At 66.8% G+C, this 23,507-nt stretch carries 20 protein-coding genes and 1 pseudogene; 14 read left to right on the forward strand and 7 right to left on the reverse strand.

Features of this window, described 5'->3' with window-relative positions:
• The 8 genes and pseudogenes from VK92_RS23510 to VK92_RS23545 form a co-directional block, all read left to right on the forward strand.
• A pseudogene (locus tag VK92_RS23510) lies at positions 1–214 on the forward strand (TetR/AcrR family transcriptional regulator); the annotation flags it as partial.
• A 206-nt stretch (positions 215–420) separates the two neighbouring features.
• Positions 421–1,308: an HpcH/HpaI aldolase/citrate lyase family protein gene (locus VK92_RS23515; RefSeq protein WP_048027091.1), complete on the forward strand. Its 888-nt coding sequence runs from the start codon at positions 421–423 to the stop codon at positions 1,306–1,308.
• 31 nt (positions 1,309–1,339) lie between these two features.
• A complete protein-coding gene (locus VK92_RS23520; protein ID WP_031397797.1) occupies positions 1,340–1,801 on the forward strand; it encodes a MaoC family dehydratase in 462 nt (153 codons plus the stop codon).
• A gap of 25 nt (positions 1,802–1,826) precedes the next feature.
• The gene (locus tag VK92_RS23525; RefSeq protein WP_031397798.1) at positions 1,827–2,993 is read left to right on the forward strand and encodes an acyl-CoA dehydrogenase family protein; all 1,167 of its coding nucleotides are present in this window, start codon (positions 1,827–1,829) and stop codon (positions 2,991–2,993) included.
• 132 nt (positions 2,994–3,125) lie between these two features.
• Positions 3,126–4,364, forward strand: coding sequence for a CaiB/BaiF CoA transferase family protein (locus VK92_RS23530; protein WP_048027094.1), 1,239 nt, complete (start codon positions 3,126–3,128; stop codon positions 4,362–4,364).
• Positions 4,365–4,366: 2 nt separating this feature from the next.
• Positions 4,367–5,533 carry a CaiB/BaiF CoA transferase family protein gene (locus VK92_RS23535; protein ID WP_048027095.1) on the forward strand — a complete coding sequence of 389 codons (1,167 nt, stop codon included), beginning with the start codon at positions 4,367–4,369 and terminating at the stop codon, positions 5,531–5,533.
• A 151-nt stretch (positions 5,534–5,684) separates the two neighbouring features.
• Entirely contained in the window at positions 5,685–6,371 is a 687-nt protein-coding gene (locus VK92_RS23540) for a nitroreductase family protein (RefSeq protein WP_048027097.1), read from the forward strand.
• 51 nt (positions 6,372–6,422) lie between these two features.
• Positions 6,423–7,919, forward strand: coding sequence for a class I adenylate-forming enzyme family protein (locus tag VK92_RS23545; protein WP_048027098.1), 1,497 nt, complete (start codon positions 6,423–6,425; stop codon positions 7,917–7,919).
• Between the two features lie 42 nt (positions 7,920–7,961).
• On the opposite strand, the gene VK92_RS23550 is transcribed toward VK92_RS23545, so the two are convergent.
• Positions 7,962–8,891, reverse strand: a complete 930-nt coding sequence (locus tag VK92_RS23550) for a LysR family transcriptional regulator (protein WP_048027099.1) — start codon at positions 8,889–8,891, stop codon at positions 7,962–7,964.
• A gap of 112 nt (positions 8,892–9,003) precedes the next feature.
• Here VK92_RS23550 and VK92_RS23555 point away from each other — a divergent pair, with 112 nt between their 5' ends.
• The 6 genes from VK92_RS23555 to VK92_RS23580 all read left to right on the forward strand — a co-directional run bounded on the left by VK92_RS23555 (position 9,004) and on the right by VK92_RS23580 (position 14,900).
• Positions 9,004–10,176: an acyl-CoA dehydrogenase family protein gene (locus tag VK92_RS23555; RefSeq protein ID WP_048027101.1), complete on the forward strand. Its 1,173-nt coding sequence runs from the start codon at positions 9,004–9,006 to the stop codon at positions 10,174–10,176.
• A 20-nt stretch (positions 10,177–10,196) separates the two neighbouring features.
• Positions 10,197–10,946, forward strand: a complete 750-nt coding sequence (locus VK92_RS23560) for an electron transfer flavoprotein subunit beta/FixA family protein (RefSeq protein WP_048027103.1) — start codon at positions 10,197–10,199, stop codon at positions 10,944–10,946.
• 16 nt (positions 10,947–10,962) lie between these two features.
• Positions 10,963–11,907: an electron transfer flavoprotein subunit alpha/FixB family protein gene (locus tag VK92_RS23565; RefSeq protein ID WP_048027105.1), complete on the forward strand. Its 945-nt coding sequence runs from the start codon at positions 10,963–10,965 to the stop codon at positions 11,905–11,907.
• A 79-nt stretch (positions 11,908–11,986) separates the two neighbouring features.
• Positions 11,987–12,844, forward strand: a complete 858-nt coding sequence (locus tag VK92_RS23570; protein WP_048027106.1) for an FAS1-like dehydratase domain-containing protein — start codon at positions 11,987–11,989, stop codon at positions 12,842–12,844.
• 10 nt (positions 12,845–12,854) lie between these two features.
• Positions 12,855–14,045: a CaiB/BaiF CoA transferase family protein gene (locus tag VK92_RS23575; protein ID WP_048027107.1), complete on the forward strand. Its 1,191-nt coding sequence runs from the start codon at positions 12,855–12,857 to the stop codon at positions 14,043–14,045.
• Positions 14,046–14,048: 3 nt separating this feature from the next.
• Positions 14,049–14,900, forward strand: a complete 852-nt coding sequence (locus VK92_RS23580) for an HpcH/HpaI aldolase/citrate lyase family protein (RefSeq protein WP_048027108.1) — start codon at positions 14,049–14,051, stop codon at positions 14,898–14,900.
• 162 nt (positions 14,901–15,062) lie between these two features.
• On the opposite strand, the gene VK92_RS23585 is transcribed toward VK92_RS23580, so the two are convergent.
• From VK92_RS23585 to VK92_RS23610, 6 genes are all read right to left on the reverse strand, one after another.
• Positions 15,063–16,487, reverse strand: coding sequence for an MmgE/PrpD family protein (locus VK92_RS23585; RefSeq protein ID WP_048027109.1), 1,425 nt, complete (start codon positions 16,485–16,487; stop codon positions 15,063–15,065).
• 59 nt (positions 16,488–16,546) lie between these two features.
• Positions 16,547–17,836, reverse strand: coding sequence for an MFS transporter (locus VK92_RS23590; protein WP_048027110.1), 1,290 nt, complete (start codon positions 17,834–17,836; stop codon positions 16,547–16,549).
• Positions 17,837–17,925: 89 nt separating this feature from the next.
• The gene (locus VK92_RS23595) at positions 17,926–19,335 is read right to left on the reverse strand and encodes an MmgE/PrpD family protein (RefSeq protein ID WP_048027111.1); all 1,410 of its coding nucleotides are present in this window, start codon (positions 19,333–19,335) and stop codon (positions 17,926–17,928) included.
• Positions 19,336–19,371: 36 nt separating this feature from the next.
• Positions 19,372–20,442 (reverse strand): zinc-dependent alcohol dehydrogenase family protein, encoded by a 1,071-nt coding sequence (locus tag VK92_RS23600; RefSeq protein WP_048027112.1) that lies wholly within the window; start codon positions 20,440–20,442, stop codon positions 19,372–19,374.
• A 43-nt stretch (positions 20,443–20,485) separates the two neighbouring features.
• On the reverse strand, positions 20,486–21,961 hold the full coding sequence (locus tag VK92_RS23605) for an aldehyde dehydrogenase family protein (protein ID WP_231616471.1): 1,476 nt from the start codon (positions 21,959–21,961) through the stop codon (positions 20,486–20,488).
• A gap of 35 nt (positions 21,962–21,996) precedes the next feature.
• Positions 21,997–23,487 (reverse strand): aldehyde dehydrogenase family protein, encoded by a 1,491-nt coding sequence (locus tag VK92_RS23610; RefSeq protein ID WP_048027114.1) that lies wholly within the window; start codon positions 23,485–23,487, stop codon positions 21,997–21,999.
• Positions 23,488–23,507 lie beyond the last annotated feature (20 nt).

Consider the following 23,507-nt stretch of genomic DNA (forward strand, 5'->3'; position numbering starts at 1 on the left):
ACATCACCAGACGCTCTGGAACGGGTTGCTGGAAGACCTGCGTGCCGAAGGCAGGCTCCGCGACGACGTGGACATTCCCCTCGCGCGCATCCACATCCTGGGCAGCATCAACTCGATCCAGTCGTGGTTCAACCCGCAAAAGGGCTCGCTGGAGCGGGTCGCCGACCAGCTTTGCACCCTGTTCTTCTCCGGCGCGGGGCCAGCGTCGCGCTGATTGCCGCGCCCTGGCCCGCAGCCGCCCCCCCACCGTGCGCCGCCCTCGAACCCGGAACCGGCGTGCGCGCCGCAGCACCACAGCGTCTGCGCCTCGGTATAAACCCCAATGACGGTCTCGGCATTTGCGCATCAAACTAACTACCAGTTGTTAGGTAAAACCTGACGCATGTATCCGATGCCCCCCATCAACAGGCCGAGACAGTCATGACGACGCAGATGAAACCGATCCGTTCCTTCCTTTTCGTTCCGGGCAACAAGCCGACCTGGATCGAGAAATCCATTCAGTCCGGCGCCGATGCGCTGATCCTCGACCTCGAGGACAGCGTGCCGCCGGCGCAGAAAGTCGAGGCGCGCGAGATCGTCCGCTCCAAGCTGGCCTGGCTGGCCGAGCAAAAACAGCGCGTCTGGGTGCGCATCAATCGCAGCGCGCACCTGTACGACTTCGACGACATCCTGGCCATCGTGAACCCGGTGGTCGAGGGCATCGTGATCTCGAAGCCGTGCGGGCCGGAAGACATCCACACCGTGGCGTCGATGCTGGCCGAAGCCGAGTACCGTGCCGGCGTCGAGGTCGGTCACACCAAGGTGATTCCGCTGCTGGAAACCGCCCGCTCGCTGCAACTCGCGTATGAAATCGCGCAGCACGAACGGGTGCCCGCGATCGTGGGCGCGACAGCCAAGAACGCCGACGTGGCGCGCGCGCTGAAGACCGTCTGGTCGCTCGAAGGCCGCGAAACCCAGTTCCTGAAGTCGCGCATCGTGATGGCCGCACGCGCCGCCGGCAAGCTGCCGATCGGCGGCGTGTGGCAGCAGGTGCACGACCTCGACGGCCTCATGGTCTCGTCGGCGAACGATCGCCAGCTCGGCATGAGCGGCGAGCTGGTGCTGCACCCGTCGAACGTCGAGATCGTCAACCGCACCTACAGCCCCACTGAAGAGGAAGTCGCGTTCTACCAGGGGATGATCGACGCGCTCGACCAGGCCCAGGCGGAAGGCCGCGCGTCGTGCATCTATGACGGCGAGCACATCGACATCGCCCACGCGAAAACGGCACGCGAAATCATCGCGCTCGCGCAGTCTTTCAACCGCTGATTACCCACCCGAATACGTCAGGAGACACAAAATGGCAGGCCTCTACTTCGAAGAATTCAAGCCAGGCATGGTGATCGAGCATGCGATCCGCCGCACGGTGACCGAGACCGACAACGTGCTGTTCTCGGCGATGACCTACAACTGCGCGCCGCTGCACATCGACGCCGAATACAGCAAGAACACGATGTACGGCCAGCGCCTCGTGAACAGCATGTTCCTGCTCGCGCTGGTGGCCGGCATCACCGTGTACGAGACCACGCTTGGCACGACGCTCGGCAATCTCGGCTTCGGCGAAATCGCGTTCCCGAAGCCGACCTTCCACGGCGACACCATCCGCGTCGAGACCGAGATCGTCGAGGCGCGCCTGTCGAAGAGCCGCACCGACTCGGGCATCGTCACCTTCAAGCACGTGGCCCGCAACCAGCGCGACGAGATCGTGTGTACGGCCGTGCGCACGGGCCTGATGATGCTGCGCCCGGCCGGACAGGCTTGACCTCGTTTCCGCAGGAGAACCGGACATGGACTACCAACTGAGCCCCGACCAGGTCGCGATCGTCGATGCCGCGCAGAAGATCTGCGCGGACTTTCCACTCGAATACTGGCGCAACAAGGACAAGAACCACGAATTCCCGCACGAGTTCTTCACGGCCGTCGCGAGCGGCGGCTGGCTCGGCATCTGCATGCCGGAGGACGTGGGCGGCGCGAACCTCGGTGTGACGGAAGCGGCGCTGTTCATGCGCACGGTCGCCGAATGCGGCGGGCAGGCGGCCGCGTCGACCATCCACATGAACATCTTCGGGCTGCAGCCGGTCGTGCATTTCGGCACGGACGCGCAGAAGAAGGCGTGGCTGCCGCCGTTCGCGCGCGGCGAACACAAGGCCTGTTTCGCGGTGACCGAGCCCGACACGGGCCTCGACACCACGAAGCTCAAGGTGGTCGCGAAGAAGCAGCCCGACGGCAATTACCTGATCTCGGGCAAAAAGGTCTTCATCTCGACCGCGCAGGTGGCCGACCACATGCTGATCCTCGCGCGCACCACGCCGATCGAGGAAGTGAAGAAGCACAGCGAAGGGCTGAGCCTGTTCTACACGAAGCTCGACCGTCGGTATGTCGACATCCGCGAGATCGACAAGCTCGGCCGCGCGGCGGTCGATACCAACGAGCTGTTCATCGACGATCTGCCGGTGTCGAAGGACGAACTGATCGGCGAGGAAGGCAAGGGCCTGAGCTACATCTTCCACGGGATGAACGCCGAGCGCGTGCTGGTGGCCGTCGAGCAGGTCGGCATCGGCCGCGCGGTGCTCAACCTCGCGACGCAATATGCGAAGGAGCGTGTCGTGTTCGGCCGCCCGATCGGGCAAAACCAGGGCGTGCAGCATCCGCTCGCGCGCAACTGGGCGGAGCTGGAAGCGGCGAACCACATGATCTTCGCGGCGGCGGACTTGTACGACCGGGGGCAACCGTGCGGCTCGGAGGCGAACGCGGCGAAGCTGCTGGCTTCCGAGGCGTGCATGAATGCATGCCAGACGTCGATCCTCACGCATGGCGGCTTCGGTTATGCGAAGGAGTATCACGTCGAGCGGTTCATGCGCGAGGCGTGGATCGGCTACATTGCCCCTGTCACTCCGCAACTCATTCTGTCGAACATTGCCGAGCGCAAGCTCGGGTTGCCGAAGTCTTACTGAATCCGGTAATCCGCCGACGTTTTCCCGGTTCGGGAAACGTCGGGCATCGAACAGGCATAAAGAGCTGTCTGCGAGCCGCGCCCGGCGCATTCGGGCTGCGCACCGGCCGCAGGCCAGTTTCAGGAGACAAGCATGTCAGCTGCAAGACCGTTGGAAGGTATCCGAGTGCTCGATCTGACTGTGGCCCTGGCCGGCCCGTACGGATCGCTGCTGCTGGGTGGCATGGGTGCCGAAGTGATCCGCGTCGAATCGCCGGGCGGCGGCGACATCGCGCGCAACAATCCCCCCTATGTCGGCAAGGACGGCGTCCACTTCGGCGTCAAGGGCGACGACGAGGTGTCGCTGACCATCCTCAACCGCGCGCGCAACAAGAAAAGCATCACGCTCGACCTGAAATCGGAACAGGGCAAGGCGCTGTTCATGGAACTGGTCAAGGAATCCGACGTCGTCATCGAAAACGCCAGCGAGGGCGTGACGGCGCGCCTGGGCGTGGATTACGAGAGCGTGCGCCAGGTCAATCCGCGAATCGTCTATGCATCGATCAAGGCGTTCGGCGAACCGAGCCCGTACAAGAACCTGAAGGGCATGGACATCATCGTCCAGGCGCTGTCGGGGATCATGGACGTGACCGGTTTCGCAGACGGCCCGCCGACCCGCTCCGGCCTGCCGATCGCCGACCTGATCACGCCGTTGTACGCCGTCAACGGCATCCTCGCCGCGCTGATTCACCGTGGCCGCACCGGCGTGGGCCAGTGCGTGCAGGTGTCGATGCTCGACTGCCTGTCGTCGCTGGTCGCCGAAGAGCATTTCGACGTGTTCCTGGAGCACGGCTACTCGAAGCGCTCGGGCAATTTCCAGGACCGGCTGGTGCCGTTCGGCGTCTACGGCACGCTCGACGGCCACGTGGCGATGGTCGCGTTCCAGCCCGACTGGTTTCAGAATCTGATGGAAGCCGTGGGCCGGCCGGAGATCGTCTCGGACCCGCGCTACGCGACGCGCGGCCCGCGCATGAAGCATGCCGCCGAGATCAACGCGATCATCGAGGACTGGACGAGCCGCCACAGCACCGAGGAAGTCATCGCCGAACTGCAGGTTCGACGCGGCGTGCCGGCCGCGCCCGTGCGCTCGCCGCTCGATGTGCTGAAAGACCCGGTGCTGCAGGCGCGCGGCGCGGTGGTCAAGCTGGAGCACCCGGGGCTGGCCGACGTCGACGCGATGGGCATGGGGCTGCCGATCAAGCTGTCGCAGACGCCCGTGCAGTTCGACCAGCCGGCGCAGGAACTCGGCGCCGCCAACGACGAAATCTACCGTGGGCTGCTCAAGCTGTCCGAGGATCGCCTGCAGCAACTGCGCGAACAGGGAGTGATCTGACCATGCCCGCCGTGCCACCCCGTCGCGGCCCGCTCGCGGGCATCCGGATCGTCGAGATCGCGGGCATCGGCCCCGGGCCGCTGGCCGCGATGTTCCTGGCCGACCTGGGCGCGACCGTCATCCGCGTGGACCGCAAGGAGCCTTCGGGGCTCGGCGCGCCGCGCCCCGTCGAATTCGACCTCGGCCTGCGCAATCGCAAGTCCGTGCGCGTCGACCTGAAAGATCCCGCCGCCGTCGAAATGGTGCTCGAACTGATCGAGCGAGCCGACGGCCTGATCGAGGGCTTTCGCCCCGGCGTGATGGAGCGCCTCGGTCTCGGTCCCGAGCCGTCCCTCGCGCGCAACCCGCGCCTCGTCTACGGCCGCGTGACCGGCTGGGGGCAGGACGGCCCGCTGTCGCAAGTGGCCGGGCACGACCTGAACTACATCTCGATCACCGGCGCGCTCCATGCGATGGGCCGCGTCGGGCAGGCGCCGACGCCGCCGCTCAACGTGCTGGGCGACTATGCGGGCGGCTCGCTGTACCTGGCCTTCGGGCTGCTCGCGGGCATCCTCGAAGCGCGCGGTTCCGGGCAGGGCCAGGTGGTGGACGCCGCAATGGTCGACGGCGTGGCCTCGATCATGACGGTGACGATGGGCCTGCATGCGGCCGGCATGCTCGACAAGGCGCGCGGCACGAACCTGCTCGACACAGGCGCGCCGTTCTACGAGGTGTACGCGTGCGCCGACGGCAAGTACGTCAGCGTCGGCCCCATCGAGGGCAAGTTCTACCGGCTGCTGCTCGAACAGCTCGGGTTGCAGGACCATCCGCTGCTGCAGGCGCAGATGGACCGCGCGCAATGGCCCGAAGCCAAGCAGATCCTCGCCGAGAAGTTCAGGGAACGCACGCGCGACGAATGGGCGCAACAGCTCGGCCATCTCGACGTCTGCGTGGCGCCCGTGCTCGACTTCGACGAAGCGCCCGACCATCCGCACGTGAAGGCGCGCGGCACCTTCGTCGACCTGAACGGCGTCACGCATCCGGCGCCCGGCCCGCGCTTTTCGCGTACGCCCGCGGCTCAACCCGAACCGCCTGCGCCGCCGACGACCGACAACGCGATCGCCGCACTGCAGGACTGGTTGCCCGACGCGCGCATCGACGCCTTGCGCGCACACGGCACGTTCATCTGATGCGGGCGAACACGACCGCCGACAGCGTCACGTGCACCGCCCTGCGGCCGCCGGCGCAATCGGCGAGCGTGTTCCCCGCAGCGGTTTTCCGCTCGCGACCGTCGCGCCGCCGAGGCGCGCGGGCCGGGCAACTGGCAAGGACGCAACTGACATGACATCCCCCATCTCCGAACTCGCGGCACTGGATCGCCTGACGAGCGGCCGCTCGACCTGCCGCGCGTACCGGCACCAGGCGCTGGACCTCGAACTGATCCGCAGCATCGTCGGCATGGCTGGCCGCTCGGCTTCGTGGTGCAACGTGCAACCGTGGCAACTGGTCATCACCGAAACGCCCGAGAGCACCGAACGTTTTCGGCAGGCGCTGATGCAGCGGGTCAACGATCATCCGGAAAACGAATCGGACCTGCCCTTCCCGCCGAGCTATGAAGGCATTTACCGCGAACGCCGGCGCGGCGCGGGCATTGCGCTGTATTCGTCGCTGGGTATCGGCCCGAAGGACACCGAGCGCAGCGCCGAGCAGGCGTTCCGCAACTTCCGCATGTTCGACGCGCCGCACGTGGCGATCATCACGGTGCCGGCGGAACTGGGCCCCTATGCGCTCGTCGATGCCGGCGGCTTCGTGTCGTCGTTCCTGATCGCGGCCTATGCGCACGGCGTGGCGACTACGCCGCAGGGCGCGCTGGCGCGTCATGCCCGGTTCGTGCGCGAGTATTTCGACATTCCCGATACGCAGCACATGATTTGCGGCATCTCGTTTGGCTACGCGGAAGACGCGCATCCGGTCAACCAGTTCCGCACCACGCGTGCCGACGTGGACGACCTGATGCGCTTCGCCTGAGCCGGCCAGCCGTCGCATGCGTATCGCAGTAAGGGACGAGGAGCATCGAGCATGACCGCACGCATTCATGAACTGCTGGATCGCTGGCTGTCCGAGGCCCCCGCGCGCCCGTTCATCCATCTCCCCGACCGCAGCCTGAGCTATGCGGACGTCGGCGCGCTGGCCGATGCGCTCGAACGCGAACTGCGGGACGACGGCGTACGCAGCGGCGACCGCGTGCTGGTCGTGGCCGAGAACTGCGCCGAACATGCCGCGCTGCTGATCGCGTGCAGCCGCGTCGGCGCGTGGTCGTGCGGCGTCAATGCGCGCATGGCGCCGGGCGAAGTCGACGCGTTCGCGGGCAAGGCCGATGCGCGCGTGCTGTACTTCACGTCAGGCGTTTCGCCGGCGGCCGGCGCGCATGCGGCGCGGCACGACGCCCGTCCGTCGTGCGTGAACGGCCTCGCGCGCAGCGCCGTGCACGTGGCGGCGCGCATCGAGCCGGAACCGCTGGCGAGCGACGTGGCGGCCGTCATCTTCACGTCCGGGACCGCCGGCGCGCCCAAGGGCGTGATGATGACCCACCGCGGTGTGCTGCATTTCGCACGCGTGTCGGCCGAATCGCGCGCGCTCGGCCCCGACGACCGCGTCTACGCGTATGCGCCGATGACGCACATCTTCGGCCTCGGCACGGTGCTGATGGCATCGCTGCACGCGGGCGCGGCACTGGAAATGCGGCCGCAGTTCGAACCGGCGGAGTTGTTCGACGCGCTGGCACACCGGCGCGTGAGCCAGGTACAGGGGCCGCCGATGCTGTTCTCCCGGCTGCTGCGATATTGCGCGGAGCAAGGCATCGTCCGACCCGAGGCGCCCTGCCTGCGCTATCTCTACGCCGGCGCCGGGCCGCTCGACCTGGCGCTCAAGCAGCAGGTCGAGGCGTTGTTCGCGCAGACGCTGCATCACGGTTATGGCCTGTCGGAATACGCGGGTTCGCTGCACGCCACCCGCCTCGGCGAAACGCGCGGCGACACCAGCGCGGGCTACGCCTTCCCGGGCGCGGAGTTGCGCATTGTCGATCCCGCCACCGGCCGGACGTTGCCCGCCGGCGCGCGCGGTGAAATCTGGCTGCGCGGCACGGGCCTGATGCCCGGCTATTTCCGCGACCCGCAGGCCACCGCCGACGTGATGCGCGATGGCGGCTGGTACGCATCGGGCGATCTGGGCGAACTGCACGACGACGGCGCGCTGTTCATCGTCGGGCGACTCAAGGAGATGATCATCCGCTCCGGGTTCAACGTGTATCCGGGCGAAGTGGAACAGGCGCTCAACCGCTTCCCGGGCATCCTGAACTCGGCCGTCGTCGGGCAGAAAGAGACGGACGGCAACGAGGCCGTCATCGCATTCGTCGAGCTCGATGCCGCGCATCCGCTGGACGAAAGCGCGTTGCGCCGGTACTTGCGCGAACAACTCGCGCCGTACAAGCATCCGGCGCGCATCATCCCCGTCGACAAACTGCCGTTCAATAGCAACGGCAAGCTCATGAGGCGGCAATTGCTGGAACGGCTCTAGTTCCCCGGGCCCGTTCATGCCAATGACGGGCTTGCGCGGGCCCTAGCCCAGCCAGCGCGCATCGGGCCAGTGGCCCTCGTCGAACGTGGCCTTCACGCAGTCGAGCAGCACACCCACCACACACCGCACCGGCGCCGTGGCCTGCCGGCTGCTGGGCGCGGCCAGCACGATCGTGCGCTTGATGCCCGGGGCCGCGAGCGGCGCCGCGCACAGCGTGCCCTGCTCGACTTCCCGCGTGACGCCGACGGCCGGCAGGATCGTCCAGCCGTGGCCTTGCGCGACCAGGTCCTTCTGCACGCTCAGCGCATTGGTTTCGGTGACGACCCGCAGCGTCACGTCGGCCTCGGCCGCCGCGTGCTCGATCGCCGCGCGCAGGCCCTGCGGCGCGGACGGCAGGATGAACGGCTCGCTCGCCACGAGCGACAACGCGAGCGGCCGCTTGCGCGACAGCCCGGCGGATGGCGCCGCTACCGCCCACAGGTTTTCCTCGATCAGCGCCTTGACGTGCAGCGCGGGCGTTTCCTTCTGCCCGTACAACAGCGCGGCGTCCACGTCGCCAGCTTCGAGCCAGTCTTGCAGGTGCCCCGCGTAACCGATCGTGAGCCGCAGGCGGATGTGCGGGTAACGCCGCGCCACCTCGCTCGCCAGCCGCGTGGCCAGCAGGTCCGACGTGCTGGCCAGCAGGCCGATGCTGACGATGCCGGCAACCGGCCCGTCGGTAGGCTGAATCTCGGCCTTGGCGCGTGCCACCTCGTTGAGGATACGCCGCGCGTACTCGAGCATCGTCTTGCCCGACGGCGTGAGCTGCATGCCGTGACGGCCGCGCTCGAACAGCTCGGTGCCCATGTCCTCCTCGAGCAGGCGCAGCTGGCGCGATACGGCCGGCTGCACGAGATTCAGCAGGGTCGACGCACGCGTGACGTTGCCGGTCTCGGCCACGGTGACGAAGGCGCGCAGTTGCTTGAGATCCATCGCAGAGTCCTCGATACCGAAAACTGATACATCGATCAAAAAATTCTATTTTTTAACGAATCCATCAAAACTTATTATGGACCTAACTCAAGCCAAAAACGAGACAGGATTCATGAGCGCCTCCATTTTTTCCGCCCCCGACCAATACCAGGAAATCCGCGACGCGGTGCGCGGCCTGTGCAGCCAGTTTCCGGCCGAATACCACCGCAAGATCGACGAGGAGCGCGGGTATCCCGAGGCGTTCGTCACCGCGCTTACGCAGGCCGGCTGGCTGGCCGCGCTGATCCCGCAGGAATACGACGGCCCTGGCCTGTCGATGGCGGAAGCGTCGGTCATCATGGAAGAGATCAACCGTTCCGGCGGCAATTCCGGCGCCTGCCACGGCCAGATGTACGTGATGAACACCATCGTGTTCAGCGGCACCGAAGCGCAGAAGCGGCGTTACCTGCCGCGCATCGCGTCGGGCGAACTGCGTGTGCAGTCGATGGGCGTGACCGAGCCCACCACCGGCAGCGATACCACCAAGCTCAAGACCACTGCCGTGAAGAAGGACGGCCGCTGGGTCATCAACGGCCAGAAGGTCTGGATCTCGCGCGTGCAGCACAGCGACCTGCTGATCCTGCTCGCGCGCACCACGCCGCTGGACCAGGTGCAGAAGAAGAGCGACGGCCTGTCGTGCTTCATCGTCGAGCTGGACAAGGCGATCGGCAACGGCCTCACCGTGCGCCCGATTCTCAACATGGTCAATCACGAGACCAACGAACTGTTCTTCGACAATCTCGAACTGCCGGAAGACGCGCTGCTGGGCACCGAGGGCAAGGGGCTGAAGGTGATCTTCGACGGCCTGAACGCCGAACGCACGCTGATCGCCGCCGAGTGCATCGGCGACGGTTACTGGTTCCTGGAGAAGGCGCGCGACTATGCGATCGAGCGCAAGGTGTTCGGCCGCCCGATCGGGCAGAACCAGGGGATCCAGTTTCCGCTGGCCGAATCGTTCATTGAGCTGGAAGCCGCGAACCTGATGCGCTGGCGCGCGTGCGAGAAGATCGACGCGCGCCAGAACGCGGGTGTCGAGGCCAACATGGCCAAGTACCTGGCCGCGAAGGCGAGCTGGGAAGCGGCGAATGCCTGCCTGCAGACGCACGGCGGGTTCGGTTTCGCCTGCGAATACGACGTCGAACGCAAATTCCGAGAAACGCGCCTGTACCAGGTCGCGCCGATCTCCACCAACATGATTCTGGGCCACGTAGCCGAGCACGTGCTGCAACTGCCCCGTTCCTACTGATTTCCGAAGGAAACCTTTTCATGAAGATTCTCGTACCCGTCAAGCGCGTGGTCGACGCAAACGTGAAGGTCGGCGTGAAGTCCGATCAATCCGGTGTCGACATCGCGAACGTGAAGATGTCGATGAACCCGTTCGACGAAATCGCCGTTGAAGAAGCGGTACGCCTGAAGGAAGCGGGCGTGGCGACCGAAGTGATCGCGGTGTCGGTGGGTGTCACGCAAGCGCAGGAAACGCTGCGCACGGCGCTGGCGATCGGCGCGGATCGCGCGATCCTCGTCGAATCGAACGACAGCGTCGAGCCGCTGGCCGTCGCGAAGATCCTGAAAGCGCTGGTCGACAAGGAACAGCCGCAACTGGTGATCCTCGGCAAGCAGGCGATCGACGACGATTCGAACCAGACGGGCCAGATGCTGGCCGCGCTGGCCGGTCTCCCGCAAGCGACGTTCGCATCGAAGGTGACGGTGGCCGACGGCAAGGCAACGGTGGCACGTGAAGTCGACGGCGGCGCGGAAACGCTGTCGCTGACGCTGCCGGCGGTGATCACCACGGACCTGCGCCTGAACGAGCCGCGCTACGTGACGCTGCCGAACATCATGAAGGCGAAGAAGAAGCCACTGGAAACCGTGAAGCCGGAAGACCTCGGCGTGGATGTCGCGCCGCGTCTGAAGACGCTGAAGGTCGTCGAGCCGCCGAAGCGCGCAGCCGGCGTGAAGGTGCCGGACGTGAAGACGCTGGTCGAGAAGCTGAAGACCGAAGCCAAGGTGCTGTAAGAGGGAGCGGAAAGAAATGACGATTCTGGTGATTGCAGAACACGACAACGCGTCGATCAAGGCCGCGACGCTGAACACGGTGGCGGCGGCAGCCGAGGTTGGCAAATTCGTCGGTGGCGACATTCACGTGCTGGTCGCGGGCCACAATGCGCAAGCGGCGGCCGATGCCGCAGCGAAGATCGCAGGTGTGTCGAAGGTGTTGCTGGCCGATGCGCCGCAACTCGAAGCGGGCCTCGCGGAAAACGTCGAAGCGACCGCGCTGAACATCGCGAAGGACTACTCGCACATCCTCGCGCCGGCGACGGCCTACGGCAAGAACATCGCGCCGCGTATCGCCGCGAAGCTGGACGTCGCGCAGATCTCGGACATCACGGCGGTTGACAGTGCCGACACGTTCGAGCGCCCGATCTACGCGGGCAACGCGATCGCGACGGTGCAGTCGAGCGACCCGATCAAGGTCATCACGGTGCGCGCGACGGGCTTCGATCCGGTGGCAGCGGAAGGCGGCAGCGCGTCGGTCGAGAAGATCGAGGCGGCGGCAGACGCGGGCAAGTCGCAGTTCGTCAGCCGTGAAGTGACGAAGCTGGACCGTCCGGAGCTCACCAGCGCGAAGATCATCGTGTCGGGCGGCCGTGGTCTGGGCAGCGGCGAGAACTACACGAAGGTGCTGGAGCCGCTGGCCGACAAGCTGTCGGCAGCGCTCGGCGCCTCGCGCGCGGCAGTCGACGCCGGCTACGTGCCGAACGACTACCAGGTCGGCCAGACCGGCAAGATCGTCGCACCGCAGTTGTACATCGCGGTGGGCATCTCGGGTGCGATCCAGCATCTGGCCGGCATGAAGGATTCGAAGGTGATCGTCGCGATCAACAAGGATCCGGAAGCGCCGATCTTCAGCGTGGCCGACTATGGCCTCGTCGGCGACCTGTTCACGCTCGTGCCGGAACTGGTCGGCGAACTCTGACGGGAACGGCTGCAACGGCACGCTTGCGCGAGCCCTTGCAGCCTTCACGACGCTTCACATTTCAAGAGCGCGAAACGACATGAGTGTCGAACAACCCGAATCATTCGACGCGTGGGTCGGCCGCAGCGAAGAAAGCGCGGACCGGATTACCCAGGCGCCGATCCGGCTCCTGCAAGCTACGCTGGACTACTCGGATGCGTCCGCGCTGCCGGACGCCCTGCCGCCGCTGTGGCACTGGCTGTATTTCCTCCCCGGCGAGCGCCAGTCGAACATCGGTGCAGACGGCCACCCGCGGCGCGGCGGTTTCCTGCCGCCGGTCGCGCTGCCGCGACGCATGTGGGCCGGCGGACGGCTGCAGTTCTTGCGCCCGCTGGCCGTCGATGCGCCCATGCAACGCCGTTCCACGATCATGAACGTGCAGAGCAAGTCCGGCCGTAGCGGCCAGCTCGTGTTCGTGACCGTGCTGCATGAAATCAGCGACGCGCAAGGCGTGGCGATCCGCGAGGAACAGGACATCGTGTATCGCGACGCACCGCCGACCGCTTCGCCCGGCGCGCCGGCACCGGCTCCGCAGCCGGCACCGGTCGACGAACAGTATTCGCGCACCATCACGCCCGACCCGGTGCTGCTGATGCGCTTTTCCGCCCTGACCTTCAACGGCCACCGGATCCACTACGATCGTCCGTATGCGATGCAGGAAGAAGGTTATCCGGGCCTGGTGGTGCACGGCCCGCTGATCGCGATGCTGCTGATGGAGGAGTTGCGCCGCACGCACCCCGGCAAGACCGTCCGCCACTTCGAATTCAAGGCGGTCAGCCCGCTGTTCGACACCGCGCCTTTCACGGTGAACGGCGCGCTCGAAGGCCATACCGCCCGCGTGTGGGCACGCGGCCCGCAAGGACAGCTGGCCATGCAGGCCAGCGCCGAACTGGAATAACGATCCGACCATGCAAGCTCGAAAAGGCCCCCTGAGCGGGATGACCGTCGTCACGCTCGAACACGCGATCGCCGCGCCCTTCTGCACCCGCCAGCTCGCCGACCTCGGCGCGCGCGTGATCAAGGTGGAACGCCCCGGCGTCGGCGATTTCGCGCGTGCCTACGATCACCGTACGCGCGGACTCGCGTCGCACTTCGTCTGGACCAACCGCTCGAAGGAAAGCTTGACGCTGGACCTGAAGCAGCCCGCCGCCCAGGACGTGCTGGGCGAGCTCGTCGCGCAGGCCGACGTGCTGGTGCAGAACCTCGCACCGGGCGCAGCCGCGCGCATGGGGCTGTCGTTCGACGCGTTGCACGTGAAATATCCGCGCCTCATCGTGTGCGACATCTCCGGCTACGGCGGCGACGGCCCCTATCGCGACAAAAAAGCGTACGACCTGCTGATCCAGAGCGAGGCCGCGTTCCTGTCGATCACCGGCACGCCCGACGAACCGAGCAAGGCCGGCAACTCGATCGCGGATATCGCGGCCGGCATGTATGCGTACACGGGCATTCTCAGTGCGCTCCTGCAGCGCGGCGTGACGGGCGAAGGCTCGCACGTGGAAATCTCGATGCTCGAAGCGCTGGCCGAGTGGATGGGCTTCCCGATGTACTACGCGTACGACGGCCAGCAGCCGCCGGGCCGCAACGGTGCGGCGCACGCGACGATCTACCCGTACGGCCCGTTCACGGCGGGCGACGGCCGCGTCGTGATGCTCGGCCTGCAGAACGAGCGCGAGTGGAAAGCGTTCTGCGACACCGTGCTGCGCGACCCGGCGCTGGCAACCGACCCGCGGTTCGACGCCAACGTCCGGCGCTCGGAACATCGGGCCGAACTGAAGGCCGTGATCGAGGCGGCGTTTGCGGGCCTCACCGCGCAGGAAGTCATTGCACGCCTGGACGACGCACAGATCGCGAACGCGGCCGTCAACCAGGTGAGCGACCTGTGGACGCACCCGCAACTGCATGCGCGCGAGCGCTTCCGCACCATCGATTCGCCAGCCGGCGAACTTCAGGCGTTGCTGCCGCCGGCCACGATCGACAGCTTCGACGTCCGCATGGACGCGGTGCCGGCGCTCGGCGAGCACAGCATGGCGATTCTGCGCGAACTCGGGCGCTCCGACGCCGATATCGAACAACTGCGCGCCGCGGGCGCGATCTGAACCATGTCTACGCCCTCTTCTCCCGTTCATCACGCGCGCAGTTTCCTGTTCGTGCCGGCCACCCGGCCCGAACGTTTCGCGAAGGCGCTCGATTCGGCCGCCGACTGCATCGTCATCGATCTCGAGGATGCGGTCGCCATGGACAGCAAGGACGCCGCGCGCGATCAGCTCGCGCAGCACCTGCCGCTCCTGACGCCGGAACAGCGCTCACGCACCGTCGTGCGCGTGAATGCCGTCGGTACGCCGTGGCACGACGCGGACATCGCATTGCTGCGCGACTGGACACGGCAGGGCATCGTCGTGATGCTGCCGAAGTCCGAAGACGCGAATGCGCTGAGCCGCGTCGCGCAACAACTCGGCGACACAGCGCGCATCGTCGCGCTGATCGAATCGCTGGCCGGGCTCGATGCAGCCGATGCGCTGGCGCGCGATCCGCAGGTCATTCGGCTCGCATTCGGTCATCTGGATTTCCAGCTCGACCTCGGCATGCGCGCATCGGCGGAAGAACCTGAACTGGCCTTTGCGCGCAACGCGCTCGTGGCCGCCTCGCGCCGCGCGCGGCTGCCCGCGCCGATCGACGGCGTGACCGTTCGCACCGACGACGCCGAGCGCCTCGCGGCAGATGCCCGGCGTGCGCGCGCGTTCGGCTTCGGCGGCAAGCTGTGCATCCACCCGGCGCAGGTCGCCGGCGTGAACGACGCATTGGGCTATTCGGATGAAGAACAGGCATGGGCGCGCCGCGTAATCGACGAAGCCGCGAAACACGGCGGCGCGGTGTTCAACCTCGACGGCCGCATGGTCGATCTCCCGGTGATCCGCGCGGCCGAGGCGATCGTCGCCGGCGTGCGGAAATAGGCGCGGCCCAACGGAGCTTCGTGGTTCACGCCCGGCTTCGACGGCCGGTGTCCGCAGGAAGGTCAATGAAAAAATGGGCGGCGTCCGGTATTCCGGCGCCGCCCATTGTCTTGTGTTGCGCCCGCCCAGGGACGCACATGGCGCCCCGGACGGGTGTCACCGTCAGCCTTCGACGGCCCACATCGCGGTCAGCTCGGCCGCCTTCGTCGCCGGCTTCAGCTCGCGCAGCGCGGCCAGCAGCGCGCGCGCCCGTTCGGTGCCCAGCACGTCCGTGGTCAGGTCCATGAACTTCGCATCCTGCTCGTGCTCCGGCATCGGATTCGTGTCGGTGCCGATCGGGTCGCCGACGAACACATGCTCGGTGCGGCCGTCCTTGAACGTGACGGTCACGTCGGCCACGAACTTGCCGGGATGCTGCTTCTCCAGCTCGGGTTCCTCGCTGATGCGGATGCCGCGCGCGATGTCGATCACGGGCGCCATGTCCACCTTGCCGGCCAGGTAGTCGCGATGTACCGGGTAGCCGTTGCCCTTGCCGAGCAGCGTGAACGCGGCCTGGATCGGCAGGCTGAACTGCACGTGTTCGATGTTCTTCGGTGCGTATGCGTTGACATTGGCCGTGCCGACGACGACGTTGAAGTGCGGCGTGATCTTCAGGTGGATGTCGGCGATGTCGGCGCGACGCGCCGCGAACGGCCGCAGCGCATCGATGTACGCGTGCGTGCAGTAGCACGCGCAATACGCCTTCAGCCACACCGTGCCGATCTCGAACGGCCGGTCGATGACGAAGCGCTGTTCGGCGTTGTCCCCGGCCGTGCGTTGCAGGAAGGTGCGGAAGAAGCCCTTGTTGCCGCTCAGGAACGCGCGCGGGCCGGTGATGCCGGCGCGGGCCATGTCGGCCGCCACCATCCCGTTGCGCGTGCCGATGCCCGCATGGATGCGCTTGATCGAGCCGCCGGTCGATGTGTACTCGGTCGTGCCCGACACGTGGCTCAGCGCGATCGCCAGCGCGTGCAGTGTCGTCTCGGCGTCGAACCCGCGCAACTTGGCGGCCACGGCCGCCGCGCCGAAATTGGATAGCGTGCCGTGCGGGTGATAACCGCGCTGCAGCAGTTCGGGCGCGGCCAGCATGCCGATGCGCGCATAAACCTCGTAGCCGGCCACCATCGCGACGATGATCTCCTCGAGCGACGAACCCAGCTCCTCGCCGATTGCGAGCGCGGCCGGAATCACGCAGCTGCCGGGGTGGCTATAGCTGGGGCCGTGCGCGTCGTCGTACTCGAAGCCGTGCCCGTACGAGCCATTGACGAACGCGGCGTCGGCCGCGCTCATCGTCAGCGCCGACGCGCTCACGCGGCTGTTGCCCGGGCGCTGCTGGGCCGTCGCATACGCGAGTAGTTGCTCGGACCAGGGCAGTTTCGAAATGCCGACCTGCAACGCGATCTGGTCGCGCATCAACCGGCTGATGCCGGCATGAGCGCGCGCGTCGAGATGCTCGTATTTCAGTTCCTGGATGAAGCGCACCACCGCTTGCTCGAGCGGCGGGCAGTTGTCCGGCGCAACCGGCCGGGTGTCACGGGTGTCGATCATGACAGTCTCCTTGATGATCGAAAGATGAATGGCCCGGCATGCGTGCGGGCCACGTCGGTTCATGCGGGGCGATAGGCGCGGCGGCGGCGCCCCACCGAAAGTGCGATACCCGCTGCAAGCAAGGCGACGACGGCCATCAGCAGCAGCGCCGCCGTGTAGCCGCCGGTCCGGGCCTTGGTCACGCCGAGCAGGTACGGCCCGGCGAAACCGCCCAGGTTGCCCACCGCGCCGATCCACGCGATGCTGGCCGCGGCGGCCGCCCCGGACAGCAGGTCGGTATTGATCGCCCAGAACGCGGGCAGCGCGCCGAACACGCCGAAGGCCAACACGCAGAAGCAGCCGAGCTTGAGCACCGGCGCATCGATCAGGCCGGCCCCCACCAGCGCCGCGGCGGCGATCAGCGCGGGAATCGCGATGTTCCAGCGCCGCTCGCCGGTGCGGTCGGCGCGGCGCGCCCAGAACACCAGGCTCGCCGAGCCGATCACGTAAGGGATCGCCGTGACGAAGCCGGTCTGCACGTTGGTCAGGCCGAACGATTTGACGATCTGCGGCAGGAAAAAGCCGATGCCGTAAATCGTCAGGAAGAAGCCAAACGCCATCGCCGCCAGCATCCACACGCGCCGGTCGCTGAACACGCGCACCACCGGGATGTTGTGTTCGTCGCGGCGCCGGGTGTCCTCGCTCGTCATGCGCGCGGCGAGCCACGCGCGCTCGTCCGGCTGCAGCCAGTGCGCGTCGCGCGGCGAACCCGTCAGGTAGCGCAGCGTGACGAAGCCCAGGATCACGGCGGGCGCCGCCTCGATCAGGAACATCCACTGCCAGCCTTGCAACCCGCCCAGGCCGTCGAGCGCGCGCAGCCCCAGCAACATGCCCGAGATCGGCGAGCCGATCACCGACGACAGCGGCGCGGCCACCAGCAGATAGCCCATCACGCGCGCACGGTAGGCCGATGGGAACCACAGCGTGATGCAATAGGCGACACCGGGGAAGAACCCAGCTTCGGCGAGGCCCAGCAGCAGGCGCACGGCATAGAAGCTCCATGGGCCGGTCACGAAGGCCGTGGCGCCCGAGATCAGCCCCCAGGTAATCAGGATGCGGGCGATCCAGATGCGGGTGCCGACCCGCACCAGCAACAGGTTGGACGGCACCTCGAACAGGAAATAGAGCAGGAAGAACAGCCCCGAGCCCAGGCCGTACTGCGCGGGCGTGAGGCCGATCGCGTCGTTCATCTGCAGGCTGGCGAAGCCGACGTTGACGCGATCCAGGAACGAGATGAAATAACACAGCATGAAAAACGGGACGAGGCGCCGAAACACCTTGGCCATCGTGACCTGCTCGAGCGAATGCATGAGGTCTCCTCACATGTTTTTATGGTGCCGGGCGATCACCGCGATTCGCCCGGCACGAACGTTCCGCGCCGGTTTCGTCCGTGTATCGATCAGTGCCCGGACGGCACGAGCGGATCGAGCAGCGCGGCGGCCACGTCGTCCACTTCGTCGAGGTGCAGGATGTCGCCGATCATGTTGTCGACCGTCTGCTTCGACAGCTCGATCGCGGCATACGGCACGCAGAGCCTGAACTTGGCGATGAAGTCTTCTTCCGTGAACGGGTTGCGCGGGTGGCCCTTCACGTACACGCATTCCTGCTTCAGCACGCGGCCGTCGCGCAGCGTGACGGCGAGGCGCGCCCCCCAGTCGGATACTTCGGGTTTTTCCTCGGCGGTGATGCGCGTCATCAGCTCGCGCACCTCGGGCCGGTTGCGCGCCTCCTCGTTGTACGACTCGAGGAACACCTTGTCGTCTAACGCGGCAATGGCCACCACGTAAGGCAGACTGAACTGGCACTCGGGCACCGTGACCGGGTGCCACTTCTTCTCCTGCGGCTCGCACACCGCGCGCCAGCTCGGCGTGGACGTCTCGATGTGGATACCGGCGATGTCGGCCGCACCGAACCGGTGCGCCTTCATCAACTCGCGGATGGCGTCGATCGACGAATGCGAGAAATAGCAGGCGCTGTAGCCCTTGGTGATGATGTTCTCCATCTCCCAGTGCTCGCCGAGCGCGTGCAGGATGAAGTCGGGATCGGTCTCCCAGCGCGCCGTGCTCAGATAGCCCTTGGGCCCGGTCAGCACCTCGGCGCGCGGGCCCGTGATGCCGCGCTGAGCCAGCTGGCAGCACGTGATCGCGGCCTGGCTCACCAGCCCGTGATGCATGCGCACCATCAGCGTGGCCGGCGAATAGATGCCCATCGTGTTGGGTTGCGTCATGGTCCGCGCGATGCCCTGCGCGTTTTCGAGCTGGTCCTGCGTCAGCCCGAGAAGCTTGCCCACGGCAGCCACCGCGCCGAAGATGTAGTGGCCGCCGCATTCGTGATGCTTGATCGCGCGGTTGATGACCTTGTAGGCCGTGCCGAGCCGCACCAGGATTTCCTGCCCGACCGCCATCGCCGCGAGGAATTCCTTTCCCGACACCTTGCCGCGCAGGCCGGTGGCGGCCAGCAGCGTCGGCACCACGTATTCGGTCACGTGGCCGGCTTCTTCGTGCAGGTCGCCGCAATCCATCGCGCGCGGCATCGGGCCGAGCACGAGCGCCGCCTCGTGGGCCGGCACGCGGCCGCCGTAGAACGGCAGCGGCGTCTGCGGGTTGCCGCCGCGCTCCTTCACGAGCGAGACGATCTCGGGAATGCCTTCCATCGCCGAGCCGCCGATGGTGACGCCCATCGCGTCGAGCAGCGTCTGCTTCGCATGGCGCGCGACGCCGACCGGCAGGTCGGCGTACTGCGTGTGGAGCGCCATCCGGCACAGCGTGGCCATCGGGTCTTCGACCCCTTGCCGTTCAAATTTCGCCATCGTTCCGTCTCCTGGTCGCGGGATGCCTTGGCGTGCTCAGAACAGGAACACGCCCTTGCCGCCCGCCTGCGCGTCGAACTGCCGGTAAGCCTCGTCGGCCTGCTCGAGTTTCCAGTGGTCGGTGAACAGCTTGTCGACGTCCACGCCGTGTTTCGCGACGAAGTGGATGCAGTCCTTCATCCCGACTTCCGAGAACGTGTAGGAGCCGATGATGGTGCGCTGCTTGCCGATCACGTCCTTCATGCCGTCGACGTTGAGGTTGCCGCCCACGGCCACCAGCGCGATACGGCCCCACGGGCGCGTGCTGCGCACGGCCTGCTGCTTGGGCACGTCGCCGCCCGCGCAATCGATCGCGCAGGTCACGCCCAGGCCGCCGGTGAGCTTGTGGATTTCCTCGATCGGGTCCTGCTTGCTGCCGTCGATCACATGGGTCGCGCCGAATTCCTTCGCGCGCGCGACGCGGTCGGCGGCGATGTCGATGCCGATCACTTCCACGCCCATCGCCGCGGCCAGCTGCACGGCCGACAGCCCGACCGGGCCGAGGCCGAACACCGCGAGCGTGTCGCGCGCGCTGATGTCGAGGCGCAGCAGCGCGCCCCACGCCGTTCCCGTGCCGCAGGAAATCGCGGCGCCGGTGGCATACGACACTTCGTCGGGCAGGTGGACCAGCGATGTCACGGGCACCTTCATGTAGTGCGCATGGCCGCCGTGCTTGATGACGCCGTGGATATCCGCGCCGTGGCTGCACATCTGCGTCCAGCCGGTGCGGCAGTGATCGCAGTGCATGCAGCCTTCGTAGTGGAACACCGCGACGCGGTCGCCGGCCTTGAATGCACGCGGATCGACGCCCGCGCCGACCGCGACCACCTGGCCGCACGGCTCGTGACCGCCGATGATCGGCGTGTCCTCCGACATCCCGCGCGACGCGAGATCCTTGAAACCCAGCGAGCGGATCACGTCGGCCGGCTTGTTGCGATAGAAATGCAGGTCGCTGCCGCACATGCCGGATGCCTTCATCTCGATCACGGCCTCGCCCGGGCCAGGCGTCGGGTCGTCGAAATCCAGGATCTCCAGCGTGCGTTCACCTCTGAAAACTACGCCCTTCATGTCTTGTGTCTCCTGTTCGGTCGAGCAGCGGCGTAGTGCCGGCTCAGACCAGATTGATATAGGTGGCCTTCGGGTACAGGAAGCTCTCGACGTGCTCCTTCCCGCCCTTCCATCCGTAGCCGCTCATCTTCGTGCCGCCGAAGCCCACGGCCGGGTCGATCACGCCGTAGCAGTTGACCCAGACGGTGCCCGAGCGAATTCCCTGCGACACCTTGTGCGCGGTCGACAGGCTGCTGGTCCACACGCCGCCGGCGAGGCCGTACGGCGTGTCGTTCGCGAGCTGCAACGCTTCGTCCATCGTGTCGAACGGGATCACCGACGCGACGGGCCCGAAAATTTCTTCGCGGGCAATCGTCATGTCGTTGCGCACGTCGGCAAACACCGTCGGCTCGACGAAGAAGCCGCCGGCCGGCGCGCCGCCGGGGCGCTGGCCGCCGTGCACGAGCCGCGCCTCCTTGCCGCCGATGTCCACGTAATGCATCACGCGATCGAGCTGGCGCCGCGAGATCAGCGGGCCAATCTGCGTATCGGGATCGCGGCCGTCGCCGATCCGGACGGTGCCGGCGAACGCGGCCATGCGCTGCACGAATTCGTCGTGGATCGCGCGCTGCACGAAGATGCGCGTGCCGGCCACGCAGACCTGGCCGGTGTTCGTGAACACGCCCATCGCCGCGCCGGGCACGGCCTTGTCGAGATCGGCATCGGCGAACACGATGTCGGGCGACTTGCCGCCGAGTTCGAGCTGCAGCCGCTTCAGGTTGCCGGCCGACGCGTGCACGATGGCCTGCGCGGTGCCCACCGACCCCGTGAAAGCCACGCGATCGACGTCCGGATGCTCGGCCAGCGCCTGGCCGACGTCCTTGCCGTAGCCGGTCACGACGTTGATCACGCCTTCGGGCACGCCGGCTTCCATCATCAGTTCCGACACGCGCAGCGACGACAGCGACGCATCCTCGGCCGGCTTCAGCACGGCCGTGCAACCTGTGGCAAGCGCCGGGCCGTAGATCCACCACAGCCCCATCAGCGGGCCGTTCCACGGGATGATCCCGCCGACCACGCCCACCGGCATCAACTGCTTGAGCGCCGTGAAACCGGGCGCGATCGACATCGGCGGTGTTTCCACCGCGCCGGCGCCGGTTTGCGATGCGTAGAACTGCAGCAGTTGCGACAGCCATTCCTTGTAGCCGCGCGTGCGCGCGAGCGGCGCGCCCATGTCGAGCGTCTCGATCAGCGCGAGCTCGTCGAAATGATCGAGGATGACGTCGTGCACGCGCAGCAGCAGCTTGCGCCGCTCATGCGGCGTGAAGCGGCTCCACGGCCCCTCGAACGCGCGGCGCGCGGCAACCACGGCGCGGGCAACGTCCTGCGCGTTGCCCTGCGCGATATGACACATCACTTCGCCGGTCGCGGGGTTGATGGCCTCGATGCGTTCGCCGCCGGCGGGGTCGACCCATTCCCCGCCGATCAGCAGCTTCTTGGTGCCACGTACGAAATCCGGCATGCTCGGGTTGATGCTCAAGAGCGTCTCCTTCTGAATTGTTCTGGATGACGAAGTTACATGCGGAGCATGATCGACTTGGTCTGCGTGTAGGCCTCGATCGACTCCTGGCCGAATTCGCGCCCCCACCCCGATTGCTTGTAGCCGCCGAACGCCATGGCCGGATCGGATTCGCCGAAGGTGTTGATCCACAGCCGCCCGGCCTTGAGCGCACGCACGACCTTGTGCGCGCGCGCCACGTCGCGCGTCCATACCGCTGCGGACAGGCCGTAGGTCGTGTCGTTGGCCTGCAGCACCGCATCGTCCTCGTCCTTGAACGGGATGATCGACAGCACCGGTCCGAAGATCTCTTCCTGTGCGATCCGCATGCCGTTGCGCACGTTGTCGAACACCGTCGGCTCGACGAAGTAGCCGGCGCCGCTCCACGGCTGGCCGCCGAGCCGCAACGTCGCGCCGCCCTCCTGGCCCACGCCGATGTACGACCGCACGCGCTCGCGCTGCGTCGCCGAAATCAGCGGGCCGATCTTCGTGTCGGCCGCGAACGGATCGCCGGCCTTCCATGCGGCCGCCACCTGCGCCACGCGCTCCGCGACCTGCTCGTGGATGCTCTCCTGCACGAACAGCCGCGTGCCGGCCGAGCACACCTGGCCGGAGTTGCCGCAGAAGGTCTTCACGGCGGCTTGCACGGCCTTCTCGATGTCGGCGTCGGCAAACACCACGTTGGGCGCCTTGCCGCCGAGTTCCAGCGTCACTTTCTTCAGGTTTCCCGTGGCATCGCGCGTGATCTGCTTGCCGACCGCCGTCGAGCCCGTGAACGCGATCTTGTCCACGCCAGGGTGCTGCGCCAGCGCCGCGCCCGCCGTCGCACCGAAGCCCGGCAGCACGTTGATCACGCCCGGCGGCAGGTCGGTTTCCTGGATCAGCTCCGCGAGGCGGATCGACGTGAGGCAGGCCAGCTCGGCGGGCTTGAGGATCACCGTGTTGCCGCAGCACAGCGCGTTGGCGAACTTGATCGCGGCCATCAGGATCGGTACGTTCCACGGGATGATCTGGCCGCATACGCCGAGCGGTTCGCGCAATGTATAGATCAGCGTGCTGCCGTCCGACGGGATCGTGGTGCCGAGCACCTTCGAACACCAGCCCGCGTAGTAGCGCACGATGTCCACCGTGGCCGTCACCGCGCCCTGCGCGAACCACAGCGGCATGCCGTTGTCGAGCGACTCGATCGCGGCCAGTTCGTCGATGTGGGCCTCGATCTTGTCCGCGATCTTCAGCAGCGCGCGCGTGCGGGCGTGCGGCGACAACGCGGACCACGACGGCGCTTCGAACGCCTTGCGGGCGGCGATCACCGCGGCGTCCACATCGGCGCTGTCGGCCTCGGCGACGCGGCAAAGCAATTGTTCGGTCGCGGGATTGATCGTCTCGAACGTCTTGCCCGATGCGGCGTCGACCCATTGCCCGCCGATCAGCAGGCGCTTCGCGCCCTGCCCAATCCACGCGAGCGCTTTTGCGCGCGCGGCTTGTGCGGTGTCCGTGATAGTCGTCATGAATGCTCCAGTTGGGGTGG

The sequence above is a fragment of the Burkholderia sp. LK4 genome, assembly GCF_001043615.1.
Lineage (GTDB): Bacteria > Pseudomonadota > Gammaproteobacteria > Burkholderiales > Burkholderiaceae > Burkholderia > Burkholderia cepacia.